The organism is Actinomadura sp. NPDC049382, from assembly GCF_040677125.1.
In the GTDB taxonomy this organism is placed as follows: Bacteria; Actinomycetota; Actinomycetes; order Streptosporangiales; family Streptosporangiaceae; genus Spirillospora; species Spirillospora geliboluensis.
The window spans coordinates 1-18,149 of sequence record NZ_JBFARO010000003.1 but is presented as its reverse complement, the minus strand read 5'-3'; the positions used below and the strand labels follow the sequence as shown (position 1 = coordinate 18,149).

General features: G+C 71.1%; 21 protein-coding genes. 5 read left to right on the top strand and 16 right to left on the bottom strand.

Going from position 1 to position 18,149, the window contains the following annotated elements:
* Nucleotides 1-39: 39 nt before the first annotated feature.
* From AB0K34_RS02615 to AB0K34_RS02590, 6 genes are all read right to left on the bottom strand, one after another.
* A complete protein-coding gene (locus AB0K34_RS02615) occupies nt 40-867 on the bottom strand; it encodes a phosphotransferase (protein ID WP_364544844.1) in 828 nt (275 codons plus the stop codon).
* 50 nt (nt 868-917) lie between these two features.
* The gene (locus AB0K34_RS02610) at nt 918-1,376 is read right to left on the bottom strand and encodes a hypothetical protein (RefSeq protein ID WP_364544841.1); all 459 of its coding nucleotides are present in this window, start codon (nt 1,374-1,376) and stop codon (nt 918-920) included.
* A 129-nt stretch (nt 1,377-1,505) separates the two neighbouring features.
* Nucleotides 1,506-2,354: a helix-turn-helix transcriptional regulator gene (locus AB0K34_RS02605; protein ID WP_138635298.1), complete on the bottom strand. Its 849-nt coding sequence runs from the start codon at nt 2,352-2,354 to the stop codon at nt 1,506-1,508.
* A gap of 9 nt (nt 2,355-2,363) precedes the next feature.
* Complete coding sequence (locus AB0K34_RS02600; protein WP_364544838.1) at nt 2,364-2,882, bottom strand: DUF6879 family protein; 519 nt, start codon at nt 2,880-2,882, stop codon at nt 2,364-2,366.
* Nucleotides 2,851-3,108 carry a hypothetical protein gene (locus AB0K34_RS02595; RefSeq protein WP_138635296.1) on the bottom strand — a complete coding sequence of 86 codons (258 nt, stop codon included), beginning with the start codon at nt 3,106-3,108 and terminating at the stop codon, nt 2,851-2,853. The genes AB0K34_RS02600 and AB0K34_RS02595 overlap by 32 nt, the downstream gene beginning before the upstream one ends.
* Nucleotides 3,109-3,382: 274 nt before the next feature.
* Nucleotides 3,383-3,580: a DUF397 domain-containing protein gene (locus tag AB0K34_RS02590; RefSeq protein ID WP_138635295.1), complete on the bottom strand. Its 198-nt coding sequence runs from the start codon at nt 3,578-3,580 to the stop codon at nt 3,383-3,385.
* 108 nt (nt 3,581-3,688) lie between these two features.
* On the opposite strand from AB0K34_RS02590, the gene AB0K34_RS02585 reads away from it, so the two are divergent.
* Complete coding sequence (locus AB0K34_RS02585; protein WP_364544835.1) at nt 3,689-3,967, top strand: hypothetical protein; 279 nt, start codon at nt 3,689-3,691, stop codon at nt 3,965-3,967.
* Nucleotides 3,968-4,216: 249 nt separating this feature from the next.
* Here AB0K34_RS02585 and AB0K34_RS02580 read toward each other — a convergent pair whose 3' ends face one another.
* The 5 genes from AB0K34_RS02580 to AB0K34_RS02560 are packed head-to-tail and all read right to left on the bottom strand — an operon-like array spanning nt 4,217 to nt 8,758.
* Nucleotides 4,217-5,023 carry an SDR family oxidoreductase gene (locus tag AB0K34_RS02580; RefSeq protein WP_138635294.1) on the bottom strand — a complete coding sequence of 269 codons (807 nt, stop codon included), beginning with the start codon at nt 5,021-5,023 and terminating at the stop codon, nt 4,217-4,219.
* On the bottom strand, nt 5,016-5,465 hold the full coding sequence (locus tag AB0K34_RS02575; RefSeq protein WP_364544833.1) for a nuclear transport factor 2 family protein: 450 nt from the start codon (nt 5,463-5,465) through the stop codon (nt 5,016-5,018). Before AB0K34_RS02575 ends, AB0K34_RS02580 begins: the two co-directional genes overlap by 8 nt.
* 11 nt (nt 5,466-5,476) lie before the next feature.
* Complete coding sequence (locus AB0K34_RS02570) at nt 5,477-6,358, bottom strand: LLM class F420-dependent oxidoreductase (protein WP_364544830.1); 882 nt, start codon at nt 6,356-6,358, stop codon at nt 5,477-5,479.
* Nucleotides 6,359-6,368: 10 nt separating this feature from the next.
* Entirely contained in the window at nt 6,369-7,841 is a 1,473-nt protein-coding gene (locus AB0K34_RS02565; protein WP_138635291.1) for an FAD-dependent oxidoreductase, read from the bottom strand.
* A 5-nt stretch (nt 7,842-7,846) separates the two neighbouring features.
* Nucleotides 7,847-8,758 (bottom strand): VOC family protein, encoded by a 912-nt coding sequence (locus tag AB0K34_RS02560; protein WP_301174712.1) that lies wholly within the window; start codon nt 8,756-8,758, stop codon nt 7,847-7,849.
* A gap of 146 nt (nt 8,759-8,904) precedes the next feature.
* Between AB0K34_RS02560 and AB0K34_RS02555 the strand changes: the two genes are divergently transcribed.
* Nucleotides 8,905-9,741, top strand: coding sequence for an SDR family oxidoreductase (locus AB0K34_RS02555; protein WP_364544826.1), 837 nt, complete (start codon nt 8,905-8,907; stop codon nt 9,739-9,741).
* An 83-nt stretch (nt 9,742-9,824) separates the two neighbouring features.
* Here the strand turns inward: AB0K34_RS02555 and AB0K34_RS02550 are convergent, their stop codons facing one another.
* From AB0K34_RS02550 to AB0K34_RS02535, 4 genes are read right to left on the bottom strand one after another with little or no spacing between them, the layout of a single operon-like run.
* On the bottom strand, nt 9,825-10,997 hold the full coding sequence (locus tag AB0K34_RS02550) for an acyl-CoA dehydrogenase family protein (protein WP_301174714.1): 1,173 nt from the start codon (nt 10,995-10,997) through the stop codon (nt 9,825-9,827).
* Between the two features lie 34 nt (nt 10,998-11,031).
* Nucleotides 11,032-12,045, bottom strand: coding sequence for a ferredoxin--NADP reductase (locus AB0K34_RS02545; protein ID WP_364544823.1), 1,014 nt, complete (start codon nt 12,043-12,045; stop codon nt 11,032-11,034).
* Nucleotides 12,042-13,712, bottom strand: a complete 1,671-nt coding sequence (locus AB0K34_RS02540; protein WP_364544820.1) for an FAD-binding protein — start codon at nt 13,710-13,712, stop codon at nt 12,042-12,044. The genes AB0K34_RS02545 and AB0K34_RS02540 overlap by 4 nt, the downstream gene beginning before the upstream one ends.
* Nucleotides 13,709-14,578: an alpha/beta fold hydrolase gene (locus tag AB0K34_RS02535; protein ID WP_364544818.1), complete on the bottom strand. Its 870-nt coding sequence runs from the start codon at nt 14,576-14,578 to the stop codon at nt 13,709-13,711. Before AB0K34_RS02535 ends, AB0K34_RS02540 begins: the two co-directional genes overlap by 4 nt.
* Before the next feature lie 339 nt (nt 14,579-14,917).
* On the opposite strand from AB0K34_RS02535, the gene AB0K34_RS02530 reads away from it, so the two are divergent.
* Complete coding sequence (locus AB0K34_RS02530; protein ID WP_138635284.1) at nt 14,918-15,517, top strand: flavin reductase family protein; 600 nt, start codon at nt 14,918-14,920, stop codon at nt 15,515-15,517.
* Nucleotides 15,518-15,563: 46 nt separating this feature from the next.
* Here the strand turns inward: AB0K34_RS02530 and AB0K34_RS02525 are convergent, their stop codons facing one another.
* The gene (locus AB0K34_RS02525) at nt 15,564-16,511 is read right to left on the bottom strand and encodes an IclR family transcriptional regulator (RefSeq protein WP_240807293.1); all 948 of its coding nucleotides are present in this window, start codon (nt 16,509-16,511) and stop codon (nt 15,564-15,566) included.
* Nucleotides 16,512-16,689: 178 nt separating this feature from the next.
* Here AB0K34_RS02525 and AB0K34_RS02520 point away from each other — a divergent pair, with 178 nt between their 5' ends.
* Nucleotides 16,690-17,565, top strand: a complete 876-nt coding sequence (locus AB0K34_RS02520) for a TIGR03619 family F420-dependent LLM class oxidoreductase (RefSeq protein ID WP_364544815.1) — start codon at nt 16,690-16,692, stop codon at nt 17,563-17,565.
* Nucleotides 17,562-18,053, top strand: a complete 492-nt coding sequence (locus AB0K34_RS02515) for a nuclear transport factor 2 family protein (RefSeq protein WP_364544813.1) — start codon at nt 17,562-17,564, stop codon at nt 18,051-18,053. The genes AB0K34_RS02520 and AB0K34_RS02515 overlap by 4 nt, the downstream gene beginning before the upstream one ends.
* Nucleotides 18,054-18,149 lie beyond the last annotated feature (96 nt).

Sequence of the window (18,149 nt, the reverse complement as noted above, 5' to 3'; positions counted from 1 at the left end):
GACACCCCCGCATCGACCTTCGCGCGTCCCCGCCCTCCGTCACGCCATCCGGTAGACGACCCAGGCACGACCCGCCTGCGCCGCTTTAGCGCGAAAGCCGCGTGCTTCCTCCGGCCCGTGCATGGCCTTGTACTCGCGGAACATCGTCCACAGCGCTCCCAGCCCAGTGACCGCATCAGCTGGAGCCGCCCTCCAAGCAGGGTGTGGGGCGACAAGCGCTTCCGCCTGGGCGGGGCTGTGTCCAGCCTCGATCAGCCGGGGGACGAGCAGCGCGGCATCGATCCAAGCCTGCCCCCGACATGCGAACGACCAGTCGATGACATAAATCCCCTGACCGGCGATGAGCAGGTTCCCGCTGTGCAGGTCATAGTGCAGCAGGGTCTCCCCCTGCAGTGACTCCACGGACAACCCTTCAAGAGCCTCCGCGTACATGCCCCGCCGTCGCCCGCACAGGTTCTCGCCCAACAGAGCAGCCGCCGTCTTCTGCAGAACATCCAGGTTGACCGAGACGCAGGGCAGTTCCCCGCCCGGCCCTCCGAGTCGCGACAGGGCATCGATCACGCTGGGCAGATCCGGAGACCCGGGCGCCAGGTCAGCGCTCCGCGCGCCGCCGATGAACTCGAACACCAGCAGGACCCAACCGCCGACATCGGCACACCACAGCATCCGAGGGGCCGGAACGGCCGACGCGAGCGCGAGGTTCGCCGCCTGCTCACGCGCATAGAGACGAGCGGCGGGCTCGTCGGCCGCAATCCCCTTGAGGAAGACACCGCCGGCGCCCTCCACATGAAGCCTCGCAGCCACCCCCGGCATGATCCCGCGCTCCGCGACCTCAGCCTTGAGCACCGTCCCGAACCGCTCCTCCACGGCTGCCCGCACCCCACCGGGAAGCCCCTCCCACTGAGGGTTCCCCACACTCATCCCGCCTTCGGGGAGTCGTGGCAGCCCTGGTAACACTGGCTGCAGTCACCGGCCGTCTCCCACAGGTCGGGGTCGACGTGCAGCCCAGCCTGTTCCATGGCGGCCACGGTAGCCCTGATGGAGGCTCCTCCACTGCCGGTCTCGCTCCGGTCGTCGGGCGTGTGGTGGATGAATCGGCCCGCGACGCGGTGGCAGAAGTCGGCGTACTCGCGGGTGTGGAGGACGAAGGCGTGCCATCCGACGTCCACGGACTTGGACGGGGCCAGCCCGGCGCCGGGATTGAGAGCGCACGCCATCAAGAAGGCCAACGCCTGGTGCAGAACCCGCTCGGCCTCCTCGGTGCTGACGTGCTCTTCGCGGACGATGCGGGTCACCAGCCGACCGAACAGGTCGGCGCTGATCAGTCTCTCGGGGTCGGTGGCAGCCGGACCTGGACGCGCGGTCATGACGGACATGGCCTTCTCCTCATCTGCGACCGGCGGACGGTGACTCTCCGGCCGTCCGGTGCGCCGAAGCTCATGGCAAGGACGCTAGAAAGCCGCTCATCGACCACGCCAGAGACTTGCGTGAACTTGCACACGGACTCAGAGAGCAGCGATCGCCGCCGTGATCAGACTGCGTGCGGCCCGACCGTGAACCGCCATCGAGGAGAGTTCGGAGAAGGTTCTCCGGTAAAGGTCGAGTTCGCCGGCCTGCCGCACTGTGATCTTCGCGGAGACGGTCTCGATGACGACCTGCTCCTCATCCAGGATCCAAAAACCCTCGACCGGCCACATGGCGCGAAAAACAGAGAACGGAATAATGCCGAGTGATACAGACGGAAGAGTCATGATGTCGAGCAGATGGCCCAGTTGTCCGGCCATCACGTCAACGCCGCCAAAGCTTGTGCGCAACACCGACTCCTCGATGACGACCGCAAAACGGCGGCCCCCGTCATAGAGCAGCCGTTGTCGATCGATTCTCGCTTTGGCCGCCTCGTCACCTTCACCGGGAAGCGAGAAGAAGTCGGCTATCCTGGCGAGCACTGCCCCGGCGTAGCCCTCGGTCTGCAGAAAGCCGGGCACAACACCCGGCTCGTAGATCCTGAAACTCGCGGTTTGCTCCCACAGTGGCATCACGGCATCCTGCAGGCGCTTCAGGCCGCCACGCTGCATGCGCCGCCACTCCACATAAGCCGAGTCGAGTTGGCGATTGATCGACACCAGTTCGGCCGCGACCCGTTCATCTGCTCCGCATGCCGCGCACCATGCCCTGATGTCGGAGTCTGTAACGGCCTGCCGACCGCTCTGCATTCGACTGCATTTCGACTCGTGCCAGCCGCACGCGGCCGCCACCTCCCGGGCCGATAGACCGGAATCCAGACGGATCTCCCGCAGCCGGACGGCCAGTGCCTCACGGGCCCGCTGGATGGATGATGACGGGGGGATCGACATGGATGGACGTCAGGAGGGCCGGTACTCACCGTGGTCGGTCGCCCGCTGCCACACGGCCGTGAAAGCGGTGGAGCACTGTGCGACCAAGGATTTATCGCGGGTCACTTCGTTACCGGCCCATTCTCCGTCCCCGGCGAAGTGATTCCATACAAGGACGGCAGAGTCGAAGACCCAGAAGTCGCTTGGCGGCGTCAGCAGGCCGGCGGTCCGATGGCGAGGCAGCCACCGCACCTGCTCCCCCGCCGTCAAGTTAACCGACGCCGTACATTCCCAGAGCCAGCGAGTGTAATCAGAGAGCGGCTCGGAAACTATCCGCGCCCGTCGGACATCAACCCCTCTCGAAACCGCCTTCCCGACCGTCGATATCCACCACTCATCGTTGGCATCGGTGGACACGGTTCCGGTTTCAAGCCACTCCACGAAAGCAGCATCCGCCATGTAGGCGTCACGCAACTCAAGGTGGACGGCGGAGCTGGTCGCTGCGGCGAGAAGGTCTTCAAACTTCTCGTTGGTCAGCGGCGTCCCCATCGAGCGCCTCCAAGGCCTTCAATATCATCGGCTTCATGCGCGCAGGAACTCGCACCGAGGACTCGTTCTCGGCCGTGCGGCTGTAGGACGAGATCTCAGCCAGCACGGCTGCATCGGTCTCCGTCCACCCCTGGATCACGAGTTCCCCCCTCGCACGGTCCAGGAAGACGGCCGGCGAGCCCTGGTTCTTGCTGGTGTCGTCCTTGCCGTAGAACTCCAGAGCCATGCTGACCTCCGGCACCAGCGCATGCGTCGGCTTGCATGCGACTGGATCGATCCTCCGTGCCGCCGCCCCCGCCGTCAAGCGTCCGTGCGCACACCACGACAAGCGCTCACCGCAATGGAACAGAAGAATGACCCGCAAGGCCGATGGCCGCACAAGGGCGATCACTGCGGGAACTAGAGGATGGGGATGACTTACCGCCCGAGCGGATGTCCGGTGCCCGCGGACGGAACTCCCCCGCAGACGGACCATCAGAGAACCTAGCGGCGCAGATGGTTCAACGGTCGTAGTACCCGGTCTTCACCTGCGTCAGGAAGACCGCCCAGGCCTCGGGGGTCAAGTTCAGGCGCCCAGTGGCAGGGGCCTTGCTGTCCCGCACGCCGATTCCCACCGAGAGGTCGGCGACCTCGACACATTGACCGTTGCCGCTGCTACGGCTGCTCTTCCGCCACTGAGTGCGGTGTGATGTGGTCATCCTGCTCCTCCTTGATGCCCGTCTCTCACCGCCGCGATCAAGGAAGCGGATGCGCTCGGGCTGAGCGCGTCGGCACGAAGGTGCGTGAACACCCGATTACACCCGGAAATGTCCGCTTCTTCCTCTAGGAAGCTGCTCCCGCATGACTTCGCGCCCGCCAACGACGCGCCGTGGCTGATGGTGAGCCTGCGCGGCCTCGGGCGGGGCTCGGTGTTGTACATGCACGGGCGGGCCGAGCCCGTGTTGGCGGTGCCGGTGGTATCGCGGCGGCGGTCGATGGCGCTGCTCGTCGTCCAGGACCCGGGCGGGTGGTCGTACCTGTGGGACGCCGCTCACCGGACGCCGGCGCGGTCGGCGCCGGTGGCGGCCGAACTGATCGCCGGGTGACCCGGTGATCGTGTGGGACAAGGTGTACACCGAGCGGGTGTGCTCGGGCGGTGTCCTGGACGATGTGGACCTGCTGGTCTGCGAGGTCGTCACCAACGCAGTCCGGCACAGCGCCAGCGGGTGACCCTGCTCTCGTTGTCCGCGCGGCCGCGGGTGGAGATTCAGGACGACGGCGGCTCGAAGGGAGCCAGTGGGACGAGTACGAGCGCCAGGCCGACGAGGAAGAGCCTGGTTGATGCGTTGGCGTCGCTAGGCGCGGTGGGGGCGGTTGGTCCAGCCCTGGTCGTCGGCGCGGACGAACCAGCCCGACGCGGCGAGCGTGCCACCGTCGACCGGGATCGTGTGGCCGGTGACGAAGCGGGCGTCGTCGGACGCCAGGAACGCGACGACGGCGGCGTAGTCGTCGGGCTCGCCGAAGCGGGCCAGCGGGACCCAGGTGTGCTCCAGGCCCTCGTCGTAGCCGCGCCGCATCCACTCGACGGGAGTCTGCTCGGTGTTGGCGAGGTCGGGGGCGATGGCGTTGACGCGGACGCCGTGCCGGCCGACCGCCACGGCGAGGCTGCGGGTGAACGCCGACACGCCCGCGTTGAACGCCGAGTACACCGGGTGCTGCGGGATGCCGCGGAACGCCTCGACCGTGGAGTTGTTGACGATGCTGCCGGAGCGCCGCTCGATCATGCCGGGGAGCAGCGCGTGGGTGAGCTTGAAGACGTGCAGCAGGTTCAGTTCGTAGAGGCGCTGCCACTGGTCGGGCGTGCTGTCCTGGAAGGACGGCGCGGCCGGGCGGAAGTCGCCCACGTTGTTGACCAGGACGTCGACGTGGCCCGGTATCGCCGCCACGACGTTCGCGATCGTCTCGTCCTCGACGATGTCGCCGATGACGGTGACGCAGCGCCCGCCCGCCTCCTCGATGGCGGCCTGGGCGCGGGCGGCGGCGTCCGCGTCGATGTCGTTCAGGATCACCAGGTCGCCGCCGGCGGCCAGCCGGCGGGAGATCGCGCCGCCGATGCCGAGCGCGCCGCCCGTGACGACGCTGACCCGCGGGCTCTCACTCACCGCGCCACCTCCGGACGGGACGGGTCTCGATCGAGTCGATGCGCTGCTCGCGCCGGGCGATCCGCCAGGTCTGGCCGTCCAGGCGGTAGGTGTCGGTGTAGCGGCAGTGCCAGACCTGGTCGGACACCTTGCCGTCCTCGCGGGACGTCAGGTGGTGGGCGACGCAGGCGATCTCGCCGGTGGCCGTGCCCGGCTCGGAGCCGACGTCGAACACCTGCCCGGCGAGGGCGTGGAACGTTACAGGGATGCTGTTCAGCACCGACAGCGTCGCCGTGATGGCCTCGCGTCCGGTGAAGGTGCGCACCGGGTCGAGGTCGTTCGGGGCGTCCGGCAGGACGAGCACCGCGTCCTCGGTGAACAGGGACGCCATCGCGTCGATCTCGCGGCGGTCGGCGTGGAGGGCGTACCGGGCGACCAGATCGCCGAGGGCGATCTGGTCCACGACTCCCAGCGTCATGCCAGGCCCAGGCGCTCGGCGCAGGCCGACAGCTCGTCCTTGGCCTCGTTCAGATCCGTGGTCGGGTTGCCGCGCAGGACGAGGCGGCTCGCGCCCCGGGCCGCGAGCTTCTCCGACTTCTCCGGGGTGATCCCGGCGAAGGTGTGCCCGAGCGTCAGTTCGAGGGCGTCGGGGTCGCGGTCGTTCTTCTCGGCCTCTTCCCGCATCAGCGCGATGAGGGCCTTGAGCTCGTCACCGGCGACGCCGAGCGGCTGGAGCCCGTCGCCGTAGCGGCCGGCGCGGCGCGCGGCGGCCTTGGTGTGGCCGCCGACGTGGATCGGCACGCCGCCCTCCTGAACGGGCTTCGGGTAGCTCATCGCACCCTTGAACTGGAAGAACTCCCCGTCGTGGGTCGCGCCTTCGGGGGCGGTGTCGGCCCACAGCTTGCGCAGCACCTGGAGCTGCTCGTCGGCGCGGCGGCCGCGCGAGTCGAAGTCGGCGCCGCACGCCTCGACCTCCTCGCGCATCCAGCCCATGCCGACGACCAGCCGCAGCCGCCCGCCGGACAGCGCGTCGATCGTCGCGAGCCGCTTGGCCAGCACCACCGGGTGGTGGTTGGGCAGGACGAGCACGCCGGTGGCGAGCCCGATCCGCGAGGTCTGCCCGGCGAGGAACGCGAGCAGGTCCAGCGGGTCGGGGATGTCCAGGTCGTCGGCCAGCTCCATCTTCCCGGACGTGTCGTACGGGTAGACGCTGGAGTAGCCGCTCGCCACCACCGCGTGCTCGACCGCGCCGACCGACTCGAAGCCGCAGGCCTCGGCGTGCCGGACGTACGCGCCGATCCAGGCCGGATCGGCGGTCACGCCCGCTGCGACGGGGAGCAGGACGGCGTACTTCATGCAATACCTCTCAGTTCGAAGATGCTGCGGCGGCCCGTCCGGCGCGGCGGCCGAAGAAGGTGCCGTCGCCGAGGGACGTCCCGCTGATGTAGCCCTCGCCGTGGATGCCGGCGGCCGTGCGCCCCGCCGCGTACAGGCCGGGGATCGGCTCGCCGGAGTGGTTGCGGACCTCGCCGTCCACGGTGGTGTCCAGGCCGCCGAGGGTGAACCCGGCGGCGCCCGTCCCGGCGCCGTGCCTGCCCGCGCCGAAGAACCCGTCGGCCGGGTCGATCGCCGCGAACGGCCCCTTCAGCGGGCGCAGCCACTTGGGGTCCTTGTGGAAGTAGGGGTCCTCGCCCCGCTCCGCGAACCGGTTGTAGGTCTCGACGGTCGCCTCCAGCGAGCCGGGCGGCAGGCCGAGAGACTCCTCCAGCTCGGCGAGGGTCTCCGCCGCGTGCTTGGGGCGGACGCCCCACATGTCGGCCTCGGAGATCTCGTCGTGCCCGGTCTCGTCGATGATCGCCCAGTAGGGGCCGGGCTGGTGCTGGACGGCCCGGTGGCTGAACAGGCCCGGGTAGACGTCCTCGTTGATGAAGCGGCGGCCGAGGCCGTCCACGAGCATGCCCCGGCAGATGACGGCGGGGTTGGCGGTGAGCGCGATCTCCACCGCCGCCATCCGGCGGGTCGCGGCGCCGAGCGCGGTCGCCATCCGGATGCCGGACCCGTCGCTGCTGCCGTCGCTGACCTTGTCGTGCCCGAGCAGCACCGGGGCGTGGTCGGCGAGCATCTCCTCGTTGTCGACGAACCCGCCGGAGGTGAGGACGACGCCCTTGCGCGCCCGGTACACGACCGTGTCGGCGAACTTGCGCGCGACGACGCCCGTGACGCGGCCGGAGCCGTCCACGACGAGGTTCGTGGCGTAGGTGTCCTGGTGGGTGACGGCGCCCGCCTCCGCGACGGCCGCGATCAGCTTCTCCATCAGGATCCCGCCGGCGAACATCGGGGTCTCCGGCCGGTGGCCGCGCGGCGCGGGCCGGGCGATCGTGTTGTACGGCCAGGCGTTCTCACCGAGCCACATCAGGCCGTCCTCGGTGTACGGCATCCAGCACGGCGCCTCGAACAGGCTCTCCTTGAACGGGACGCCGCGCGCGCGGAACCACTCGAAGTGCTCCACGCTGCCGTCGCAGTACAGCCGCAGCTTCTCCTCGTCGGCGTGCGGGCCGAGCGCCGCCTTGAGGAAGGCGAACATGTCGTCCGGCGTGTCGTCGAAGCCGCACGCCTGCTGCACCCGCGTGCCGCCGCCGAGGTACAGCTCCCCGCCGGACTGCGCGGACGTCCCGCCGGGGCCGCTCGACCGCTCCAGGACGAGCACGTCGGCGCCCGCCGCCGCGGCCTCGTACGCCGCGGCGGCGCCGGCCGCTCCGAAGCCGACCACGAGCACGTCGCACTCGTGGTCGAACTCGACCTCCGCGGCGCCGACCGGCTCCACCGAGGGCTTGGCCATCGGCGTCAGCCCTTCTTCCGCGGGGTGAACGCGGCCAGCGGCTCGGACCCCGACCAGTCGTGGCCCCAGTAGCTGTCCTTCGTGATCTCCTCGGCGGTGTAGTACGTCTCGTCCACGAGCATGCCCTCGCAGCCGTACTCGACGTCCCAGCCGCCGGGGGCCCGGACGTAGAACGACACCATCTTGTCGTTGGTGTGCCGGCCGAGCGTGGAGGAGATGGAGAAGCCCTTCTCCTTGACGGTGTCGAGCGCGATGCCGACCGCGTCGAGGGTGTCGACCTCCACCATCAGGTGGACGAGGCCCGGGTCGCCGTCGTGCGGGGCCGGGCAGATCGCGAGGCTGTGGTGCCGCTGGTTGACGCCCATGAAGCGGATGCGGACGGCGCCGCCGCCGACCTTCATCGCGCCGCGCGGCAGGAACCCGAGGACCTCGTTGTAGAACGTGACGGTCTCGGCGAAGTTCGGCGTCGGCAGGACGACGTGGCCCATGCCCATCGGGCCGGTGACGAACGTCTGCGCGAAGCCGGTGCGGACCGGGCTGTGGTCGAGCACCGGGCCGAAGAACACCTCGACGGGCGTGCCGCCCGGGTCGGTGAACGCGATGACCTCCTCGGCGTCGCGCTCCGCGGCCTCCTCGGCCGACAGCGCCGTCACGGCCGTCCCGGACTTCTCGACGGCCTCGCGGACGGCGGCCAGCGCGAACTGGTCGCGGACCTCCCAGCCCACGGCCAGCACCCGGTCGCTGTCGCCGGGCAGCACCTGCAGGCGCGACCGGCGCTCGTCCATGCGCAGGTACAGGCCCTCGGGATTCGGGCCGCTTCCCTCGGCGAATCCGAGCCCGTCGAGGGCGAACTCGCGCCAGCGGTCGATGTGGCGGGTCTGGACCTTGAGATAACCCAGCCCTCGGATCTGCGTCACTGTCCTCGATCCCTTCGGTGTCGCGGCCCGCGCGGACGGCGGTCCATGCTCAACCTGCCAAACCGGCGAGGCGGCGTGCCGGTGGCTTCCCGCTCAGTGAGAACCGCGCGCCGGTCCGGCCGGGCGGCGGATGTCATCATCCGGTGATGACAGCAACGAGACCGGTCGCGCTGGTGACCGGGGCGAGCCGGGGAATCGGCCGGCGGACGGCGCTCGCGCTGGCCGCCGCCGGGCACGACGTCGCGTTCACCGCGCGGACCGTCGCGGAGGGCGAGGGCCGGATCCCGCCGCGCCAGGGCACTGCTGCGGCGATCCCCGTCCCCGGCAGCCTGGAGCGGACGCGGGCGGAGATCGAGGCGCTCGGCGCGCGGGCCCTGCCCGTGCGCATGGACCTGCTCGACCGGGAGAGCGTCCGGGCCGCGGCGCGGACCGTGCTGGACGCGTGGGAACGGGTCGACGTCCTGGTCAACAACGCGGTGGCGCACATCCCGGGCACCCACGAGCGGTTCCTCGACCTGGACGTGGACGTGGCCGAGCAGGTCGCCGCCGGCAACTACCTGAACCAGATCGTCCTGCTCCAGGCCGTCCTCCCGGCGATGGTCGAGCAGGGCGGCGGGACGATCGTGAACCTGTGCTCCGGGTCGGCCACCAGCGACCCGCCGGCGCCACCCGGCGAGGGCGGCTGGGGCGTGGCGTACTCGGCGTCCAAGGCGGCGTTCGGGCGGCTCGCGGGCGCGGTCAACGCCGAGTACCGGGGGCGCGGGATTCGCGCGTTCAACCTCGACCCCGGCTTCGTGGTCACGGACGCGGGCGCCGCGCGCGGCGGGATCGACGCCCTCAAGGGCAAGGGCTTCGAGGCGACGCCGGAGGAGGCCCCGGGCGCGGCCATCGTCTGGCTGGTCACGCACCCGGAGGCCGAGAAGTTCCTGGGGCGGGTCATCTGGACGCCCAAGCTCGTCGCCGAACTCGGGCTCCTGGACTGACCCGATTGGAAGGCGTGCCGTGGTCGTGAAGGCGCTCCGACCACGGCACGCCGTCTAGGGGGGCGGGGGGATCTGGAGGACGGTCAGATCATCGAGCGCATCGGGCCCTGGGGCGGCTCGATGTCCAGGTCCGTCAGGGCCGACACGTGGTAGACGGAGCCCGGCACGTGGATCGCGTGGGCGAGGCCGACGTGCGCGTCCCGCCAGAAGCGCTGGATCGGGTTGTCGTTGCGCATCGCGTTGCCGCCCGAGCGGACGACGATCTCGTTCATCGCCTGGCAGGCCCGCCACGCGGCGCGCACCTGGGTGCGGCGGCCGGCGGCGCGCTCGGCGAACGTCGGGACGTGCCCGGCGGCGACCATGTCGTACATCCGCGAGCAGTTGTCGAGCAGCGCGGTCCGCGACGCCTTGATCTCCTCGGCGGCCTCGCTGATCGCGTACAGCACGTACGGGTCGTCCTTGATCTTGGTGCCGGTGATCTGGACGCGGTTGCGCTGGTAGGCGAGGTGGTGGTGCAGCGCGCCCTCGGCGATGCCGATCACCGCGGAGGTGATGCCGAGCGGGAACACGCAGGAGAACGGCATCAGGTAGGACGGATTGGTCAGCCCGGCCTCGCGCGGCGCGGACCCGTCGACGACCTTGGAGTACTCCAGCGTCCGGTAGGCCGGGACGAAGGCGTCCTTGACGATGATGTCCTTGCTGCCGGTGCCCTTCAGCCCGGCGACGTCCCACGAGTCCTCGACGATCTCGTAGTCGGAGCGGGGCAGGATCATGTGCAGCGACCGCGGCGGCTGCGCCATCTTGCCCTCGTCGTCGCCGAGCATCGCGCCGAGGAAGATCCAGTCGCAGTGGTCGGTGCCGGAGGAGAACTGCCAGCGGCCGTTGAAGACGTAGCCGCCGTCGACCGGGCGGGCGATGCCCATCGGCGCGTACGGGGAGGCGATCCAGGTGTCGGGGTCGGCGCCCCAGATCTCCTCGCGCACCTTCGGGTCGGCGTAGGCCATCTCCCACGGGTGGACGCCGACGATGCCGGCGATCCAGCCGGTGGAGCCGTCCAGGGACGCGATCCCCATCACCGTCTCGGCGAACTCGCGGGGGTGGACCTCCAGGCCGCCGTACTCCTTCGGCTGGAGCAGCCGGATCGCGCCGGCCTCCCGCAGGATCGACGCGGCCTTGTCGTCCAGCCGGCCGAGGGCCTCGTTGGCCGGCCCCAGCTCGCGGATCTGCTCCGCCCTCTCCATGATCGTGTCAAGCACGCGGTTCGCCATCGCCTGTCTCCCGTGATGTGTTTCAGCCGTCGTAGGTGATCTTCAGCCGGTCGGTGACCGGCCTCGCCTGACAGGCGAGGATGAGGCCGTCGGCGAGATCCTGCTCGTCGAGGACCGTGTTGGCGTCCAGGGTGACCTCGCCCTCCAGCCGGATGCAGGCGCAGGCCGAGCAGTTGCCCTCCCGGCAGGAGAACGGGGCGTCGACGCCGGCGCGCAGCAGCGCGTCGAGGAGGCGCTCCGACTTCGCCCAGGGGACGGTGCGGGTCTCCCCGTCCATCTCGACCTCGACCTCGCCGGCGTCCCCGGTGTCCTCCGGGGGGTCCTCGGGCTCCTCGAAGGGGTCGTTCTCCAGCGAGAAGAAGCGCTCGACGTGGACGCGGACGCCGAGGTCGGTGAACGTGCCGGTGACGAGGTCCATGAAGATCTCGGGCCCGCACACGAACGCCTGCCGCCCGGTGTAGGGCGCGGCCAGCGACCGCAGGACGGCCGGGGTCGGCAGCCCCTGCACCGACTCCAGCAGGTGGACGACCGTGAGCCGGTCGGGGTGCCGCTCGGTCAGTTCCCGCAGCTCCGCCGCGAAGATCACCGACTTCTCGTCCCGGTTCGCGTACAGCAGCACGACCTTGCCGGTCCCGCCGGCCAGGCACGACTTCAGGATCGACATCACCGGGGTGATGCCGCTGCCGCCCGCGACGAGCAGCAGGTCCTCGTCGAGCGACGCCGGGGTGAACGTCCCCGCCGGGCGCAGCACCTCCAGCACGTCGCCGGCGGTGACGTTGTCGCAGATCCAGTTGGACCCGAGACCGCCGGCGACCCGCTTGACCGTGACCTTCAGCCGGTCGTCGGTGAGCGGCGAGCTGCACAGCGAGTAGCAGCGCGCCGCCCAGCCGTCCTCGGCCGGGACCCGGACCGTGAGGAACTGCCCGGGGCGGTAGGCGAACCGGTCCCGGTCGCCCTCGGCGGGTTCGAGGACGAGCGAGTGCGCGTCGGCCGTCTCCCGGACGACCTCCACCACCCGCGCCTTCAGAGCCGTCATGACCGTTCCGGGGCCTTTCCGGCGGCGTGCCGCGCCGCGATGTAGCCGAACACGATGGACGGGCCGATCGTCGCGCCGGGGCCGGCGTACTCGTTGCCCATCACCGACGCCGACGAGTTGCCCGTCACGTACAGGCCCTCGATGACGGAGCCGTCCTCGCGCAGGACGCGGGCGTGCTCGTCCGACACGAGGCCGCCCTTGGTGCCGAGGTCGCCGACCTCCATCCGGAAGCCGTAGTAGGGGCCGCCCTCGATGACGTCCAGGTTCGGGTTCTTCAGGTTGGGGTCGCCGTAGTAGCGGTCGTAGGCGGAGTCGCCGCGGCCGAACTCGGGGTCCTTGCCCGCGCGGGCGTACCCGTTGAACTTCTGGACGGTGTCGGCCAGCGCGTCCGCCGGGACGCCGATCTTCCCGGCGAGCTCCTCCAGCGAGTCGGCCTTGAACGCGATGCCCTTGTCGTAGAACGCCTTCGGGATCGGCGCGCCCGGCAGGATCTGCGCGAACGGGTAGCGGGCGCGGGCCTTGGCGTCCATCACGAACCAGCAGGGGACGTGCCCGCCCTCGAGCTGGTCGTGCACGAAGTTGACGTAGGGGGCCGACTCGTTGGTGAACCGGCGGCCGTCCTGGCCGACGATCACCGACCGCGGGATGCACCGCTCCGACAGCAGCGGGATGACCGCGCCGGCCGGGTGCCGGACGGCCGGCATCCACCAGGCGTCGTCCATCAGGTCCAGGGCGCCGCCGACGCTCTCGCCGGCGCGGATGCCGTCGCCGGTGTTCTCGCGGGCGCCCATCGCGAAGTCCTCCTGGCCGCCCTTCGGGAGGTACTTGTCGCGCATCTCCTGGTTGTGGTCGAACCCGCCCGTCGCGAGCAGGACGCCCTTGCGGCCGCGGAGGCGGACCGTCTCACCGTCGCGGGTCGCGACGATGCCGGTGACGCGGCCGTCGTCGTCGGTGACCAGCTCGGTCATGGTGGTCTTCAGCCAGAGCGGGATCCCGGCGTCCTTCAGCGCCATCCGGAGCCGGGCGGCGAGGGCCCGGCCGCCGGTCGACATGTGCCGGCGGCGGACCATGTTGGACGAGACGCGCCACGCCGCGACCAGCGACGCGCGCCGGCCGGCCCAGGTGCGCTTGGCCATCGCGAGGTCGTGGTAGTCCTTCGCGGTGATCCACAGGCCGAGCGGGCCCTTCATGCTGTTCGGCCGCTGGTACTTCTCGTCCTCGCCGAGCTTGCGGGTGTCGAACGGCTTGGCCTCGATGGACCGGCCGAGCGGGCGGCCGCCCTCGTACTCGGGGTGGTAGTCGGCGTAGCCCTTCGTCCAGAAGAACTGCATCCACTTGCTCTTGCCGATGAGCTCCATCGCGGCGGGGCCGTTGTCGATGAAGGCGTCCAGACGCTCCCCGGGGACGCGGCCCTGCGTGAGCTCGTCCAGGTAGGCGCGGATCGACTCGCGGCTGTCGTTGTGCCCGCGTGCCTTCAGCGTCGGGTTGTTCGGGATCCAGATGCCGCCGCCGGAGACGGCGGTGGAGCCGCCGAACCGCTTGCCCTTCTCGACGATCAGCGCGGACATGCCGACGTCGTGCGCGGTGAGGGCGGCGGTCATCCCGCCGCCGCCGCTGCCGACGATGACGAGGTCGTACTCGTGGTCCCACTCCACGCCGTCGCTCATCCCTGCTCCTTGGTCGTCAGGAAGGCGAGGACGGCGCTCTCCCACGCGGCCTTCTGCTCGATCATCACCCAGTGCCCGCAGTTCGGGAAGATGTTCACCTGGACGTCGGGGATCGTCCGCATGGGGATGAGCGCCATGTCGACCGGGCTGACCCGGTCGTCCCGGCCCCACGTGATGAGGGTCTTGGCCTTGAGCTTGTGGAGCATCGCCCAGTAGGGCGGCTCGTCGGAGGCGGCCATCGCCTTGGCGCGGGCGGCCATCGCCTTCGACCCGTACATGCGGCGCGCGGCGGCGAGGGTCTCGGGGTCGGTGGCCTGCCGCCAGCGCTCCTCGATCATCTCCTCGGTGACGATCCGCGGGTTGTAGACCATCGAGTGCAGCCAGCGGACGAGGCGCTCGCGGCTCGGCTCGTCGGTGAACTCCATCAGCAGCTTGATGCCCTCGCCCGGCGACGGGCTGAAGACGTTCCGGCCGATGCCGCCGATCGTGACGAGGCGGCCGACGCGGTCGGGGTGCTCCAGCGCCACCTGGGCGCCGATGATGCCGCCCATGGAGTTGCCGATCACGTCGACCTGGGACAGGCCGAGGCCGTCCAGGAAGCGGATCACCGAACCGCCGGCGGCCATCATCGGGTGCTCGTCGGTCGGGTCGCTGACCCCGAACCCGGGGAACTCCAGGACCAGGCACCGGAAGTGCTCGGCGAACCGGGCGAGGTTGCCGCGGAAGTTGCGCCAGCCGGTCACGCCGGGACCGGACCCGTGCAGCATCAGCAGCGGCGGGCCGTCGCCGGCCTCGTGGTAGCGCAGGACGCCCTGGTCGGTGGCGAGCTCGCGCAACGTCGACTCGTAGGTCAGCTCCGCAGGCATGATCTCCCAGTCCTTCGACGGTGGCTTGACGTGAACGTAATTCTGGTCGGGGCAAGGTCACCCCGCGGATCCCGATCAGCGGGACGCGGGTCCCAGCGGGGCCGTCCGGGGGCGCCTCCGCGCGCGCTTCCACTCATCGGGATCGGTGCGCGCCGGCCGTCCGGGGCATGCCTACGGTCGGCCTCGACCGGCGCCGGGAACGGCACCGCTCCGACCCTGCTTATCGGACATTGCTGCTTATAGGGCATTGTTCACGGACATGTTGTTGTTGAACCTGGACGTCGACGACGAGGGACGCTGACGGGGACCGTCCCGCCCACCGAGCCCCGAGGGGAACAGATGCCTGCCGAGCCAGCGCTGACCGCAGAGAACGGCCGCACGCCCTCCGACGCCGCCGCGCCGGACCCGGCGGAGTTCCGGAAGGCCATGGCGGAGTTCGCGACCGGGGTCACCGTGATCACGGCCTGCGAGGGCGGCGAACCGGTCGGGTTCGCCTGCCAGTCGTTCGCGTCGGTGTCCCTGGAACCGCCGCTGATCCTGTTCTGCGCGGACAAGCGCGGCCGGTCCTGGCCGCGGATCCGCGCGGCGGAGCACTTCTGCGTCAACGTGCTCGGCGAGGAGCAGCGCGACCTGTGCGAGCGCTTCGGCTCCAGCCGGGGCGCCAAGTTCGAGGGGCTGGACTGGGGCGTGTCCGCGTGGGGTGCGCCCACGCTGCCAGACGTCCTGCTGGCCGTTCACGCCGTCGTCCACGACGTGCACGAGGCCGGCGACCACGAGGTGGTGATCGGGCGGGTGCTCCAGGTCGAGCGGCACGACGTCCGGGACGGCGCGTGGCGGCGGCCGATGGTGTTCTTCCGCAGCCGGTTCGGCGTCGGCGAGCCGGACGCGCCGATCGCCCCGGACCCCTGGGGCCTCGGCGACCGGTGGGGCTGGGGCTGAGCCCCGCCCCCGGCACCGCGGCGCCGGGCGCCGTCTCCGGGGCCGCTCACATCCAATCGCCGCGTCCGTCCACGGCGAGCAGCCGGTTCATCGTCTCCGGCGACCAGGTCGGCGCCTCGCCGGCGCGGCGGATCCCGCGCCGGCCGCGCGGGCGCTCGGCGCCGGGCGCCGAGCCGGGGAAGAGGATCTGGGCGGTCTCGCGGGCGGCGGTGACCACCAGCGGGGCGACGTTCTCCAGCGGCGTCCGGATGTCGCCGACCAGCGAGATGCCGGCGACCGGGCCCTCGGCGCTGCGGATCGCGGCGGCGACGCAGGCGATGCCGGGGAACGACTCGCCGCGCTCGAACGCCAGCCCGCGGCGCTGCCGGATGCGGTGCAGCTCCTGGTGCAGCGTGCCGAGCTCGCCGATCGTCCGGTTGGTGAACCGGGTGATCTCCGGGCCGAGCAGCGCGTCGACCTGCTCGGGCTCCAGCCAGGCCAGCATCGCCTTGCCGAGCGCGGTGCAGTGCGCCGGGGCGCGCCCGCCGACCCGCGACGGCACCGAGGTGGCGAGGCGCCCGCCGAGCTTGTCCAGGTAGAAGACCTCGGCGCCGTCCAGCACGGCCAGGTGCGCGACGAGCCCGGTGGTGACCTGCAGCTCGTGCAGCAGCGGCGCCGCCGCCTCGCGGATCTTGCCGTGCCCGCCGTCCTGCCCGCCGAGGCCGAGGGCGCGCTGGCCGAGGCCGTAGCCGAACGAGTGGTGCGCGAGCCAGCGCTGCCGGACGAGCTGGTCCAGGATGCGGTGCGCGGTCGAGCGCGGCAGCCGGGTGCGGCGCGCGACGTCCTCCAGGGTCAGCCGGGCGGTGGGCCCGTTGAACGCGTCCAGGATCAGCGTCATCCGCTCGATCATCGACGGCGGCGACTCCCGCCGCGCGCCGCTCAGCTCCGGACCCGTGAGGCCCTCCGCCGTCATGGCCTCCGGCGTCGCTGCCCCGCGAATCATCGCCTCGGTCATCGCACCTCCCAGAACATGACTGAAATGAATTCTTGTTACCTGGAATGTAGCAACCGCTTGTTGCCATGGGAAGACCCCCCATAAGACCAGGTCAGCGAAGTCCACCCTGCGGGATCCGCCGCCCGGGGCGCCGCGAACCCCGTGATAGAACGTTTTCCTGCCGAGGAGGGGAGCAACGATGCGTGTCGGTATCGTCACGCCGGTGGTGGCGCAGCCGCCGCCCGGCAACGCCGCATGGGAGCGGGACGCGGGAATCGAGGAGATCGCCCGGATCGCGGAGGCGGCCGACCGCCTCGGCTACCACCACGTCACCTGCAGCGAGCACGTCGCCGTCCCCGCCGAGGCGGCCGAGCAGCGCGGCGGCGTCTACTGGGACCCGCTCGCCACGTTCGGCTACCTCGCCGCCCGGACGTCCCGGATCCGGCTCGCCACGCAGGTCCTCGTGCTCGGCTACCACCACCCGCTCGCCATCGCCAAGCGGTACGGGACGCTCGACCGGGTCAGCGGCGGCCGGCTCGTGCTCGGGCTCGGCGTCGGCAGCCTGGAGGAGGAGTTCGACCTGCTCGGCGCGCCCTTCGCCGGGCGCGGCGCCCGCGCCGACGACGCGCTCGCCGCACTCCGGGCCGCCCTCGGGCGGCGCGTCCCCGAGTACCGCGGCCCGCACTACGCCTTCGAGGACCTGGTCGTAGAGCCGCACGCCGTCCAGGAGCGGCTCCCGCTGTGGATCGGCGGCCGGTCGGGGCGCTCCCTGCGCCGCGCGCTGACCGCCGACGGCTGGGTCCCGTTCGGGCTGCCGCTGAAGACGCTCGCCGAGATGCTCGCCGACGCCGACGTCCCGTCCGGGTTCGACGTGGTGCTCGCCCCGTCCCGCCCGCTGGACCCGCTGGGCGACCCGGAGGCCGCAGGGACCGCCCTGGCCCGGCTCCGCGAGGCGGGCGCGACCATCGCGGGCGTCAAGTTCGCGTCCTCGTCCGCCGAGCACTACTGCGAGCAGCTCGCCGCGCTGCGCGAGCTGTCCGGCGCCTACGGGCTGACCTTCGAGGAGAAGCTGTGACCGTCGAGGACCGCCTGGCCGCCCTGGAGGGTCGCCTGCGCGCGCTGGAGGACGAGCGGGAGATCACCCGGCTGATCCTGTCCTACGGCCCGCTCGTCGACAGCGGCTGCGCCGCCGAGGTCGCCGGCCTGTGGGAGGAGGACGGCGTCTACGACGTGGACGAGATCCTCATGCGCGGCGCGGACGAGATCGAGGCGATGGTCCGGTCCGGCAACCACCAGCGCTGGATCTCCGGCGGCTGCGCCCACGTCGTCGGCCCGCCGCACGTCACCGTGGACGGCGACGAGGCCACCGCCGTCGGCTACACCCTCATGATCGTCAACAAGGACGGCTTCGTGCTGCGCCGCGCGACCGCCAACCACTGGCGCCTGCGCCGCACCGACCGGGGCTGGCGCGCCGTCGACCGCACCAACCGCGTCCTGGACGGCCGCGAGGAGTCCCCCGACCTCCTCGCCTCGCACTTCCCGGGCGCCGTCCGCCACCGCTGACGCGTCAGTCCGGCTGCTCGCCCGCGAGTCGCGGCAGCATGGCGTGGCGGCCGTCATGGTGACCCATGACCACGACGTCCTCGAACACTGTGACAC